The sequence below is a fragment of the Methylorubrum sp. GM97 genome (genome assembly GCF_024347855.1).
GTDB classification, from domain to species: domain Bacteria; phylum Pseudomonadota; class Alphaproteobacteria; order Rhizobiales; family Beijerinckiaceae; genus Methylobacterium; species Methylobacterium extorquens.
Map to the genome: position 1 here is coordinate 806,471 of NZ_AP025942.1, position 11,926 is coordinate 818,396.

Below are 11,926 nucleotides of genomic sequence, written 5' to 3' on the forward strand. Positions count from 1 at the left end.
GCTTCGGAAGCGGCGGGCGGCGCGGACGCCCGTCAGCGGCTGCGCAGGATCAGCCGGTCGCCGCGCACCTCGTAGGAGGGCAACCGATCGAGGAAGCTCTGGCCGAGCAGGTTGGTGGTCAGCATGCCGGGCCGGCTCACCATCGCGTTGACGTTGCGCTCGGTGATTGGCCCGACGGTGATCGAGTCGAGCCGGATCGGTGCCGTGAGTGCGGTGCCGTTGGCGGTGGAGACGCGCTGGGTGAAGGCGCTCTCCGGCGGACGGATGCCGAGGCGCTCGGCGGTCTCGGCGGTGAGCACGACGCTGCTCGCGCCCGTGTCGAAGACGAAGCGCTGCTCGGCCCCGCCGTTCACCGCCGCCAGCACCGCGAAATCGCCGTCGGAGCGGCGGGTGATCGTCACCTCGCCACCGGGGCCGACGACCGCGGTGCCGGGGCGCAGCGCCCCGACGACGTTGGCGCCGACCCGCTGCGCGTCGTCGCGATAGGTGTAGCCAACGACGATCACCGCGCCGATGGCGAGCCAGATCAGGATCGAAGCCAGGGTCTTGCCCGGCATGACGAGCGCCTGCCGCCAGCGGCCGGCGACGAGCAGCAGCAGCAGCGCGGTCATCGACACGACGCCGGCGAGTTGGTCGGAATCGAGCCCCATCACCGGGCCGCCGTCGTGGTTGGCGATCAGGACGGCGAGGCCGACCCCGAGAATGGCGAGCGCGGCCCACATCATGGCGCGCATGCCTCCCGGCCGGGATAGGCCCGGCGCAGCCGCTCGGGCAGCGCAGCCATGACGGCCAGCCGCTGCGCCTCGGAGAGCGAGCCCCATAGCCCGATCTCGTCACGCGTGCGCCCGCAGCCCTCGCACAGGCCGGTCACGGCATCGAGCACGCAGAGCTTGGTGCAGGGTGAGGAGGGTTTTTTCGAAGGGGTCGCCAGCATCGCCCGTGCAAATGGGACGGAGCGGGGCCGTGAATCAAGGTCTCACCGAAAACCTTACGCCGCCCGCGGGTCGTCGGACGGGCTGCGCTTCAACCAGTGGATCGGGTGGACGAGGATGCGCGTCCCCACATCCCCCTCCCAATGCGTCCGCAAGCCTTGCGCCTCCACGGCCGCCACGATCTCGGCGGCGATGGCGGCCATGGTCGCGTCGCGGTCGTCGAACGCGCCGAAGGCGAGGTAGAGCCCCTGGTCGCAGACGACCGCTTCGACATCCTGCCCGTGGTAGAAGACGAACCCCCGCGAGGCACGCCCGCGCTCCCGGCGCTGGTGATAGATTTCGGCCGCATCCGAGATGCCGTCCGAGCGGGTGTAGCCGGCATCGTGCAGTGCGATGATCCCGCTCGCGTCGAGTGTGTCGAAGGCGATGGCGAGGCGGTCGAAATCCGTTTCCAGCGGCCACGTCGCCTCGTCGGCCCGCTTGCGTGCGAAGGCGCGCGCCACCTCCGCCTCGACCCAGCGGCGATCCTCGGGGTCGATCTCGTCGGGGTTCAGGTACTCGTCCAGGATCGTCTCGAGCGTCGAAGCTTCGGTTTCGAAGCCGCCGCGGGCCAGGATCTCGATCCGCTCGGCGGTGTCGGCCCGGTCGATCGCCTCCAGGGGCGAGTCGGACGGGGCTTGGCTCGGCGCCATCACCCTCCGGCTCTGGAAGAGTCGGCGGAGGATCTCCAGCATCATGCGGATCTCGCCTAGGCCGTCGCCGCCACCAGGGCCAGCAGCACCGCGATCTCGCCGACTTGCTGGCAGGCGCCGACCACGTCGCCGGTCTGTCCGCCGATCTTTCGTTCGGCGAGCGCGCTCAGGCCGAAGGCCGCGAGCGGCGCCAGGATCAGCGCGAGGCCGAGACCCAGCGGCGGCAGGCCGAGGGCGGCGGCGATCCCGGCAAGGATCAGGCAGATCGATCCCGCGATTCCCAGCGTCGCCCGGGTCGGCCGGCCGACGGCGGCGCCCGCGCCGCCGGGACGGGCGGGGTCGAGGATCGCAAGCGGGAGCAGCGCCACCGTCCGCGACAGGGCCGCGGCGAACAGCAGCGACACGGCGGCGAGCCCGCCGGAGCGGTCGAGCAGGGTGGCGAGCATCGCCGCCCGCAGCGCCAGCCCGAGGAACAAAGCGGTGCCGCCATAGGCGCCGATGCGGCTGTCGCGCATGATCTCCAGGCTGCGCTCGCGGCTCTGCCCGCCGCCGAACCCGTCGGCGACGTCGGCCAAGCCGTCCTCGTGCATGGCGCCCGTGATCAGCGCGAGCGCCACGAGGGCGAGTGCCGCGGCGACGAACGGCCCAAGCCGGATCTCCCAGGCCAGCACCAGCACCAGGGCGGCGGGCGCGGCGATCAGCAGCCCGGCCAGCGGCAGCATCCGCGGCACGGTGCGAAAATCCGGCGCGGCGTAGGGCGCCGGCTCGTCGGGCAGCGGCGGAACCGGCAGGCGGGTGAAGAAGCGAAGGCAGGCGGCGAGATCGTAGACCAGCTCCGCCCCGGGAAAGGGCGGTCCGAGATCGCGGCCACTGCGCTCGATCATTCCGCTGCCCTTCCCTTCGGCCGCCTGTACCGCGGGCCCGTCCGCTTCTATAGCGCCGGGAGCCGGCTGCCTGCTACGCGGCGCCGCTGGCTATCCGGTGGCAATTCCCGCACCGATCGGGCGACCTCCTTCGTTTTTCCCGCATCCGACGCGCACGAGCCCTGCCGATGACCTCCAGCCCGACCCCCGACACCTCGCCCTTCGCCGACATCCGCCGCCTGCTTACGGAGATGCCCGGCCCCGACGGGGACGCGGTCGCCGCGATCCGGGCGCGGGATGCCAGCCTCACCAAGCCGCCGGGCGCGCTCGGGCGGCTCGAAGGTCTCGTGGAATGGCTCGGCGCTTGGCAGGGCAAGGCCAAGCCCACGCTCGACCGGCCGATGGTCTGCGTGTTCGCCGGCAGCCACGGCGTGGTGGAGCGCGGCGTCTCGGCCTTCCCGGCCGCGGTCAACCGGCAGATGCTGGACAACTTCGCCGCCGGGGGGGCGGCGATCAACCAGCTCTGCGCCGCCTACGGCCTCGGCTTCCGGGTGTTCGACCTCGCCGTGGATCTGCCGACCGGCGACATCTGCTCCGGCCCGGCCCTCGACGAGAAGGGGTGCGTCGCCACCATGGCCTTCGGCATGGAGGCGGTGGCGGCGGGCACCGATTGCCTCGCGGTCGGCGAGATGGGCATCGGCAACACCACGGTCGCGGCGGCGATCTACGCCGCGCTCTACGGCGGCGAGGCCGAGCACTGGGTCGGGCGCGGCACCGGCCTCGATGCGGCCGGCCTCGACCGCAAGGCGCAGGCCGTGCGGCTGGCGCTCGAAACCCACAAGGATCATCTCGGCGACCCGCTGACGATCCTGGCGCGCCTCGGTGGCCGGGAGATCGCGGCGATGGCCGGGGCCATCCTCGCCGCGCGACTGCAGAGGGTGCCGGTGGTGCTCGACGGCTATGTCGCGACCGCCGCGGCGGCCATTCTGCACGCCGCCGACCCTCACGCCCTCGACCACTGCATCGCCGGGCATCTTTCGGCCGAGGGCGCGCATGGCGAGGTGCTGGAACGGCTCGGCCTCAAGCCCGTCCTGTCGCTCGACATGCGCCTCGGCGAAGCCTCGGGCGCGGCCCTGGCGCTCGGCCTGCTGAAGGGCGCGCTCGCCTGCCACCGCGACATGGCGACGTTCGAGCAGGCGGGGGTCTCGGGCAAGAGCGCGGACTGACGTCCGTCAGGCCGCCCGCGCACGCCGGGCGGACGCCGCCTCGGCCGGAGCCTTCTCGGCAGCGAGCGTCATCGCGGGCAGGGTGTCCATGCCGCGGCTCGCGGGGAAGGTGACGATCACCTCGGTGCCCTCGCGCGGCTTCGACTTGAGCTGGAAGCCGCCGCCATGGAGATCGATCAGACCCTTCACGATCGGCAGGCCGAGGCCGGAGCCCTGCTCGGCGGTCTTGATCGCCAGCGAGCCGCGCCCGAACGACGACATCACCGTGCCGAGTTCGTCCTCGGGGATGCCGGGTCCGGAATCCTTGACGCTGAGATATTGCCCGCCCGACGAGGTCCAGCCGACCTTGATCGTGATCTCGCCGCCCGGCGGCGTGAACTTCACCGCGTTCGAGAGCAGGTTGAGCACGATCTGGCGCAGCGCCCGCTCGTCGGCCCAGAGGCGCGGCAGGGAATCGTCGATCAGGCTGGCGAAGGTCTGGCCCTTGCTGCGGGCGCGCAGGGTCATCATGTGGCGGCACTCCTCGACCGTATGGGCGAGCTGCACCGCCTCCTCGGTGAGGTCGTAGCGCCCGGCCTCGATGCGTGAGAGGTCGAGGATCTCGTTGATAAGATTGAGCAGGTGCATCCCGCTGTCGTGGATGTCGGTGGCGTATTCCCGGTAGGCCGGGGCAACGTGGGCGCCGAACACCTCGTTCTTCATCACCTCCGAGAAGCCGAGGATGGCGTTGAGCGGCGTGCGCAGCTCGTGGCTCATGGTGGCGAGGAAGCGGGACTTGGCGAGGTTCGCCTCCTCCGCCCGCCGCCGGGCCTCGTCGGAATTGGCCTTGGCCTGTTCGAGTTCGGCGAAGATCGCGTCTTTCTCCGCCCGCGATTGCAGGGTGCCGACCGCGGAGGCGTAGAGGCGGCGGGCCAGCCCGGCGAAGAAGAGCTGGCTCGCCACGGTCATTGCGACGAGGAGCATCGTGTCCATGTCGCTGGAAAAGATCAGCAGCGACAAAGCCGCCAGCATCAGCGGCACGAGGCCGGCCAGGGCGGCGACCGGCACCGTCGCGGCGAGCATCGTCGTCACCGCCGCGACGATGACGAGGCCGAACAGCGCGAAGGTGCGCGCCTCGGGAACGCCCACGAGCAGCAGCATCGCCCAGGCAGCGCTCTGGCCGAACTCGGCGGCGACGAAGGCGCGCCCCCAGTGCTTCAGCGACAGGCTTTCCGGCGCCTGCCGCAGGAAGCGGCGGCTGAGCAGCAGCATCAGGGTGGTGGCGGCGATCGCCCCGGCCGCCCAGATCGCCGCGGTCACGGCCGGCACCCAGATCGAGGAAGCACCCGCGACCATGAGCGCCAGGATCAGGAGCGGAATGCCCGCCCCGACCCGGTACTGAGCGTAGAGGCGCAGGAGTTCGGTGTCGAAGGCCCGCTCCAGGCCGCTCGTGGAGGTCAGCCGCTCCCGGGCCGAGCGCATTTCGCGCGCGATGCCGCGCCGCTTGGCCACCTCTTGCGAGGAGGGCCCGCGCCCGCGCTGAACCATCTCCGCTGTGAGGTCGGCCATAACAGTCGAGATCGCCAATCGGGATCGGAACGCCGGGCGCCCGGTCGTGGTCTAACGGCGCACGGGGTGAGGTGGAGAGCCCGCAGGGTGCCGTGCGAACCGTTAAGAAGCGGCTTCGACGATCCGGCGAATTGCGCAGATCCAGAGGCGGAAACGTCTCATCCTTATCGGAGTGCGCTCGCGCACATCGGGAACGAGCGGACAGGATCAAACTCGGAACGATTCCAAGTGCCGACACTCCAGGTGCCGACACCAAGTGACGGTGCCGAAGCGCATCTCGCGGCCCGTTGGCGGCCCTGAGCCTGGGCGCTTCGTGCGACAGCTTCCTCTCGGAGAGCGCCCATGCTGACCCTCAACCTGAACGGCGTGGCCCGGGAGGTCGATGCCGACCCCGACATGCCCCTGCTCTGGGTGATCCGCGACCGCCTCGACATGACCGGGACCAAGTATGGCTGCGGCATCGCCCAGTGCGGCGCCTGCACCGTGCACATGGACGGCCAGCCGGTGCGCGCCTGCCAGACCCGCATCGGCGATGTCGGCGAGGCCAAGATCACCACGATCGAGGGCGTCGAGGGCAAGGTGGCCGATGCCGTCAAGGCGGCGTGGCGCGGCCTCGACGTGGTGCAGTGCGGCTACTGCCAGTCCGGCCAGATCATGTCGGCCATCGGCCTGCTCACCGAGAACCCGAAGCCCAGCGACACGGATATCGACGGCGCCATGGACGGCAATGTCTGCCGCTGCGGCACCTACCAGCGCATCCGCGCCGCCATCCACGAAGCCGCCCGCACGCTCGCTTGAGCCGCCCCGCAGCCTATCAAGATTTGGAGCCCGGCATGCTCAAGCTAGATCTGACTGATGCGCCCATCCCCTCGCGGCGCGCCTTCCTCGGCGGCGCGGCGGCGGGTGCCATGCTGCTCGCCTTCCGCCTCGACCTGAAGGGTGCCCGCGCCGCGGAAGCCTCGGACGCGCTGTCGAAGGCACCCGCTCAGCCGAACGCCTTCGTGCGGATCGCCGCCGACGACACCGTCACGGTGATGATCAAGCATCTCGATATGGGCCAGGGCAACACGACCGGGCTCACCACCATCCTCGCCGACGAACTCGACGCGGATTGGGGGCAGATGCGCGTCGCCTTCGCCCCCGCCGACGCCAAGCTCTACGCCAACCTGCTGATGGGTCCTGTCCAAGGCACCGGCGGCTCGACGGCGATCGCCAATTCCTGGTTCCAGCTCCGCAAGGCGGGTGCGGCCGCCCGCGCCATGCTGGTCGCCGCCGCGGCCGACAAGTGGGGCGTACCGGCGGGTGAGATCACCGTCGCCAAGGGCGTTATCAGCCACAAGTCGGGCAAGCAGGCCCGCTTCGGCGAGTTCGCGGAGGCCGCCGCCGCCAAGCCGGTGCCGCAGGAGCCCCGCCTCAAGACGCCGGCCGAGTGGACGCTGATCGGCGGGCGCGTGCCGCGCATCGATTCCGCGGCGAAGACCGACGGCACCGCGATCTACTCCCTCGACATCCGCCGCCCCGGTCAGGTCACGGCGCTCGTCGCCCACCCGCCGCGCTTCGGCGCCACGGTGAAGTCGGTGGATGCGGAGGCCGCGCAAGGCATGCCCGGCGTCGTCGGCATCGTCACGATCCCGACCGGCGTGGCGGTGATCGCCCGCGACACCTGGACCGCGATGAAGGCCCGCGAGGCCCTGAAGATTACCTGGGACGATTCCGCCGCCGAGACCCGCTCCTCGGACGCGATCCTCGCCGAGTACCGCGAGACGGCCAAGACCTCCGGTCTCGTCGCCTCGCAGGCGGGCGACGCCGATGGCGCCATCAAGGGCTCGGCCAAAGTGCTGGAGGCGGAATTCTCCTTCCCCTACCTGGCCCATGCCGCGATGGAGCCCCTGAACGCCACGATCGAGCGCGCGGCGGACGGCAGCTTCGACGTCTATGCCGGCTGCCAGATCCAGACGATCGAGCAGGCGGTGGTGGCGGCGACGCTGGGCGTCACGACCGACCGGGTCCGGCTGCACACCCAATGGGCCGGCGGTTCGTTCGGCCGGCGGGCGACGCCGGGCGCCGACTACTTCGCCGAAGCCGCCGCGATCGTGAAGGCCTGGGACGGCAAGGCGCCGGTCCACCTTGTCTGGACCCGCGAGGACGACATGGCGGCCGGCTATTACCGCCCGCAGGTCCACCACACGGTCAAGGCAGGCCTGAACGAGAAGGGCCAGATCACCGGCTGGCGCCACACCATGGTCGGCAAGTCGATCATGATCGGCTCGCCCTTCGAGGCGATGCTCGTCAAGAACGGGATCGACTCCACCACCGTCGAGGGCGCCTCCGACACGCCCTACGCGCTCCCGGCCTACCGCTTCGAGGTGCACAACGCCCGCGAGGGCGTGCCGGTCCTGTGGTGGCGCTCGGTCGGCCACACCCACACCGCCCACGTCATGGAGGTGTTCATCGACGAGCTGGCCCATGCCGCGGGGTCCGATCCGGTCGCCTACCGGCTGTCGCTGCTGACCCGCGCGCCGCGCCTGTCGGGCGTGCTGAAGCTCGCCGCCGAGCAGGCCGGCTGGGGCGGAAAACCCTCCGAAAAGGGCCGCGGCCTCGGCGTAGCGGTGCACGAATCCTTCGGCTCCTACGTCGCGATGGTGGCCGACGTCACGGCGGGCGAGTCCGGCGTGAAGGTCAACCGGATCGTGGCGGCGGTCGATGTCGGCATCGCCGTGAACCCGGACGTGGTGCGCGCCCAGGTCGAGGGTGCGGTGGGCTTCGCCCTGTCGGCGGTGCTGCGCAACCGCATCACCCTCAAGGACGGCGTGGTGCAGGAGAGGAACTTCGACAGCTACCAGCCGACGCGCATCTCCGAGATGCCGCGGGTCGATGTCCACATCGTGCCCTCCGAGGTCGCTCCCACCGGGATCGGCGAGCCCGGCGTGCCGGTGCTGGCGCCGGCCATCGCCAACGCGGTCTTCGCCGCGACGGGCCAACGCCTGCGCTCGCTCCCGCTCGACCTGTCGAGCCTGCGCGGCGCGTAAGCCGCGGGGCCTCCGCTCCACCGGTTCCGGACCGGGACCGACGGAGCGGCGGGCCGGGCCCCGTACATATCGCGCACCGTACACATCTCGGCGAGGTAGGCCTCCACAACGCAAGCGTGCTTTACAAAATCGACAACCTGTCGATTAGGTGATGCCCATCGGGCCGCAGCAGGGCGCAGGATGGGCCAAAGAACAGACCCGCCCGGGTGGCCGTCGAATCGCGACGCAACGGCGCAACGGATCCTTGAATTCGATTGGGCCGAAGCGGCGCTTCGGGCGAGCGAAGAGAAGTACCGCACCCTGTTCCAGACCATGGGGCAGGGTTTCTGCGAACTCGAATTCGTGCGCGACGAGCAGGGCCGGGCCGTCGATTTCCGCTACATCGAGCTGAATCCCTCCTTCGAGCGGCTGGTCGGTCTGCCGGCCGCGGAAGCACGCGGGCGGACGGGACGCGAAGTGGTGCCCGACCTCGATCTCTGGTGGGTCGAGACCTACGACCGCATCGCCGCGACGGGCCTGCCGGCGCGGCTGGAGCACACGGACACGCCGATGGGGCGCTGGTTCGAGGTCTCCGTCTACCCGCAGGCGAACGACCGCCTGCTGATCCTCTACGACGACGTCACCGAGCGCAAAGTCGCCGAGACGGCCCTGCGCGATCGCGAGGAGCGGCAGGCCTTCCTCCTGGCACTGAGCGATGCGGTGCGCTCACTGACCGATCCGGAGGCGATCCAGAGCGCGGCATGCCGGCTGGTGGGCGAGCGGCTGGATGTGGACCGTTGCTACTACGCGACCGCCGACGAAGCCGCCGGGATCATCCGGATCGCGTGGGACCACGTTCGCGGCGATGCGCCCTCGATCGCCGGCGAGCACAGGCTCGCGGACTTCGCATGGTCCGCCGAGATCCTCGGCCGCGGGGAGTGCCACGTCCTGGCCGACACACAGGCCTCGGTTCCGGAGGCGAGCCGTCCCGCCTTCGCCGCCCTGCAGATCGCCGCCTGCATGGGCGCACCGCTCGTCAAGAACGGCAGCCTGGTCGGCGCGCTCTGCGTCACCCACTCGACTCCACGCGATTGGACGGGGGCCGACCTGGGATTGCTGCGGGAGGTGGCGGAGCGGATCTGGTCGGCGGTCGAGCGCGGCCGGGCGGAGGCGGACATCCGGCGCAAGAACGCGGTGCTCGAAGGGATCAACCGCATCTTCCGTGAGGCGTTGACCGCTCCCACAGAAGAGGAGCTCGGCCGCGTCTGCCTCGCGGTCGCGGAGGATGTGACGCAGAGCGCCTTCAGCTTCATGGGGGAGGTCGATCACGAGAACGACCGGTTCGACGAACTCTCCATCAGCGATCGCGGCTGGCAGCACTTCGCGATGGAGAACTCCGCTTTTTCCAAGGGCGTCGGCCCGAAAGGGCTCAAGATCCACGGTCTCTACGGCCGCGTGCTGCGCGACGGGAAAAGCCTCATCGCCAACGATCCCGGCTCGCACCCGGACCGGATCGGGACTCCGGCGGGCCACCCGAGCCTGCAGGCCTTTCTCGGCGTCCCGCTGAAGCGGAACGGACAGACCATCGGCATGATCGGGCTCGGCAACCGCGCGGGCGGATACCGGTCGGAGGATCTCGAGGCCGCCGAGGCTCTCGCTCCGGCCATCCTCCAGGCCCTGCTGAGCAAGCGCACGGCCGACACCCTGCGCGAGAGCGAGGAGCGCTTCCGGACCCTCGCCGAACTCGTGCCGAGCCTGCTCTGGAACTGCGATCCCGAGGGCAAGGTCATCGTCGTGAACCAGCAATGGGGCGCCTATACCGGCCAGACGCAAGACGAGGTCCAGAACGGCGGTTGGCTGGCCACCATCCCGACCGACGAGCGGGAGGAGACGAAGCGCATCTTCACCGAAGCCTTCACCACCGGCCGGCCGGTGGAGCGGCAGCAGCGCATCCGCCGCCGCGACGGCCCCTTTCGGTGGTTCCTGATCCGCCACGCCCCGGCACGGGACGCGGAAGGGCGGATCACGCGCTGGATCGGCGCCGCCACGGACATCCACGACCAGCACATCGCCGCCCAGAGCCTGCGGGCGGAGGAGGCACGACAGGCCTTCCTTCTCGACCTCGCCGACCGGCTTCAGGACCAGACCGACCCGCAGGCCGCCCTTCAGACCGTGGTCGAGGCGCTGGGGCGCCATCTGGGCGCCGGACGGGTCGGCTACGCGCGCCTCTCCGCGGACGGGAAGCAGATCGAGCGTCAGGTCGGCTATCACGCCGAGTCCGAGGCTCGGCTCGGCCCCCTGCCCATCACGGCCTTCGGCCGGGCGGTTCTCGATCGGCTGCGGAACGGCGAGACGATCATCGTGGACGATGCCGCGGCCGTGGCAGCCCCCGGCGTCTGGCGACAGGGCGCCGTGGGCAGCTTCGTGGCGGTGCCGCTGGTCCGCGACGGCCGGGTCCGCACCGTCCTCTACCTGACCCATCGCGAGCCCCGGACGTGGACGCGCTCCGAGACGACCCTGATCGAGGAGGTGGCCGCGCGGACCTGGGAGGCGGCCGAGCGGGCGCAGGCCGAAACGGAGCTGCGCACGAGCGAAGCCCGGCAGCGCGCCCTGGTCGAAGGCATCCCCCAGCTCGTCTGGCGGGCGGGCGATGGCGGCGCGTGGAGCTGGGCGAGCCCGCAATGGTGCCGCTACACCGGCCAGACCGAGGCCGAGAGCCGCGGCTTCGGCTGGCTCGACGCGGTTCACCCCGAGGATCGTGACCGGGCTCAGAATGCCTGGAGCGGCGCCGCCGCGGCCGAGGTGCTGGCCGTCGATTACCGAATCCGTCACGCCCCCGAGGGCCGGTATCGCTGGTTCCAGTCGCGCGCCCTGCCGCTGCGCGAGGGCAGCGACATCGTCGAATGGCTGGGCACCTCGACCGACATCGACGACCTGCGGCAGCTGCAGGAGCAGCAGGGCGTGATGGTGGCCGAGTTGCAGCACCGCACGCGCAACCTCATCACGGTGGTGCGCTCGCTGGCCGAGCAGACCATGGCCCGAAGCGATTCCATGCCGATGTTCCGCGCGCGGTTCTACGACCGGCTCGCGGTGCTCTCGCGGGTGCAAGGCCTGCTCTCCCGCTCGACCATCGAGCCGATCACCCTGCACGCGCTCATCGCCACGGAACTCGACGCCCTCGGCGCCTGGGAGGCGTCCCACCGCATCTATCTCGACGGCCCGTCCGTGCGGCTGCGCAAGGCGACGGTGCAGACCTTCGCGCTGGCCCTGCACGAACTCGCCACTAACGCCCGCAAATACGGCGCGCTCTCCGGAGACACGGGGCGGCTGAGCGTGACGTGGCGCACCTATACCGAGGACGACCGGATGCGGCTCGCCCTGCATTGGAGCGAGACGGAGATCGAGCGCCCGCGCGAGGAGGGCGCCGCGCAACGGCGCGGCTACGGGCGCGAGTTGATCGAGAAGGCGCTGCCCTACGCCCTCGACGCGCGCACGCGCTACGAGCTGAGCGAGACCGCTCTGCACTGCTCCATCGACCTGCCGCTCACGGAACGGCGCAAGGCGGCGCGTCAAACCAAGGACCGAGAGACGCCGGCCTGACGCACGGGGGTCGGCTACGGCTCTGGCGAGGCCCCATTTTCCGTTCGGCCCTGAGCG

At 70.8% G+C, this 11,926-nt stretch carries 9 protein-coding genes; 4 read left to right on the plus strand and 5 right to left on the minus strand.

Going from position 1 to position 11,926, the window contains the following annotated elements:
• Positions 1-32: 32 nt before the first annotated feature.
• The 4 genes from MSPGM_RS03870 to cobS are packed head-to-tail and all read right to left on the minus strand — an operon-like array spanning position 33 to position 2,508.
• Positions 33-725, minus strand: a complete 693-nt coding sequence (locus MSPGM_RS03870) for a TIGR02281 family clan AA aspartic protease (RefSeq protein WP_003598864.1) — start codon at positions 723-725, stop codon at positions 33-35.
• Positions 722-934, minus strand: coding sequence for a DUF1289 domain-containing protein (locus MSPGM_RS03875; RefSeq protein WP_003598862.1), 213 nt, complete (start codon positions 932-934; stop codon positions 722-724). The genes MSPGM_RS03870 and MSPGM_RS03875 overlap by 4 nt, the downstream gene beginning before the upstream one ends.
• 54 nt (positions 935-988) lie before the next feature.
• Positions 989-1,666 carry a DUF6891 domain-containing protein gene (locus tag MSPGM_RS03880; RefSeq protein ID WP_012752172.1) on the minus strand — a complete coding sequence of 226 codons (678 nt, stop codon included), beginning with the start codon at positions 1,664-1,666 and terminating at the stop codon, positions 989-991.
• A 14-nt stretch (positions 1,667-1,680) separates the two neighbouring features.
• The gene (gene cobS / locus MSPGM_RS03885; protein WP_012752173.1) at positions 1,681-2,508 is read right to left on the minus strand and encodes an adenosylcobinamide-GDP ribazoletransferase; all 828 of its coding nucleotides are present in this window, start codon (positions 2,506-2,508) and stop codon (positions 1,681-1,683) included.
• Between the two features lie 167 nt (positions 2,509-2,675).
• On the opposite strand from cobS, the gene cobT reads away from it, so the two are divergent.
• Positions 2,676-3,713 carry a nicotinate-nucleotide--dimethylbenzimidazole phosphoribosyltransferase gene (gene cobT, locus MSPGM_RS03890; protein WP_003603741.1) on the plus strand — a complete coding sequence of 346 codons (1,038 nt, stop codon included), beginning with the start codon at positions 2,676-2,678 and terminating at the stop codon, positions 3,711-3,713.
• Positions 3,714-3,719: 6 nt separating this feature from the next.
• On the opposite strand, the gene MSPGM_RS03895 is transcribed toward cobT, so the two are convergent.
• Complete coding sequence (locus MSPGM_RS03895) at positions 3,720-5,261, minus strand: sensor histidine kinase (RefSeq protein ID WP_003603743.1); 1,542 nt, start codon at positions 5,259-5,261, stop codon at positions 3,720-3,722.
• Between the two features lie 342 nt (positions 5,262-5,603).
• Here MSPGM_RS03895 and MSPGM_RS03900 point away from each other — a divergent pair, with 342 nt between their 5' ends.
• The 3 genes from MSPGM_RS03900 (at position 5,604) to MSPGM_RS03910 (ending at position 11,869) form a co-directional block, all read left to right on the plus strand.
• On the plus strand, positions 5,604-6,059 hold the full coding sequence (locus tag MSPGM_RS03900) for a (2Fe-2S)-binding protein (RefSeq protein WP_003603744.1): 456 nt from the start codon (positions 5,604-5,606) through the stop codon (positions 6,057-6,059).
• A 35-nt stretch (positions 6,060-6,094) separates the two neighbouring features.
• Positions 6,095-8,290 carry a xanthine dehydrogenase family protein molybdopterin-binding subunit gene (locus MSPGM_RS03905; RefSeq protein WP_003603745.1) on the plus strand — a complete coding sequence of 732 codons (2,196 nt, stop codon included), beginning with the start codon at positions 6,095-6,097 and terminating at the stop codon, positions 8,288-8,290.
• Between the two features lie 180 nt (positions 8,291-8,470).
• Positions 8,471-11,869, plus strand: coding sequence for a GAF domain-containing protein (locus MSPGM_RS03910; RefSeq protein ID WP_003603746.1), 3,399 nt, complete (start codon positions 8,471-8,473; stop codon positions 11,867-11,869).
• Positions 11,870-11,926: the final 57 nt, after the last annotated feature.

What these genes read in the sequence shown, in the direction of transcription:
- MSPGM_RS03870 (WP_003598864.1), bottom strand. Translation starts at nt 725, where the DNA reads ATGATGTGGGCCGCGCTCGCCATTCTCGGGGTCGGCCTCGCCGTCCTG.
- MSPGM_RS03875 (WP_003598862.1), bottom strand. Translation starts at nt 934, where the DNA reads ATGCTGGCGACCCCTTCGAAAAAACCCTCCTCACCCTGCACCAAGCTC.
- MSPGM_RS03880 (WP_012752172.1), bottom strand. Translation starts at nt 1,666, where the DNA reads ATGCTGGAGATCCTCCGCCGACTCTTCCAGAGCCGGAGGGTGATGGCG.
- cobS (WP_012752173.1), bottom strand. Translation starts at nt 2,508, where the DNA reads ATGATCGAGCGCAGTGGCCGCGATCTCGGACCGCCCTTTCCCGGGGCG.
- cobT (WP_003603741.1), top strand. Translation starts at nt 2,676, where the DNA reads ATGACCTCCAGCCCGACCCCCGACACCTCGCCCTTCGCCGACATCCGC.
- MSPGM_RS03895 (WP_003603743.1), bottom strand. Translation starts at nt 5,261, where the DNA reads ATGGCCGACCTCACAGCGGAGATGGTTCAGCGCGGGCGCGGGCCCTCC.
- MSPGM_RS03900 (WP_003603744.1), top strand. Translation starts at nt 5,604, where the DNA reads ATGCTGACCCTCAACCTGAACGGCGTGGCCCGGGAGGTCGATGCCGAC.
- MSPGM_RS03905 (WP_003603745.1), top strand. Translation starts at nt 6,095, where the DNA reads ATGCTCAAGCTAGATCTGACTGATGCGCCCATCCCCTCGCGGCGCGCC.
- MSPGM_RS03910 (WP_003603746.1), top strand. Translation starts at nt 8,471, where the DNA reads ATGGGCCAAAGAACAGACCCGCCCGGGTGGCCGTCGAATCGCGACGCA.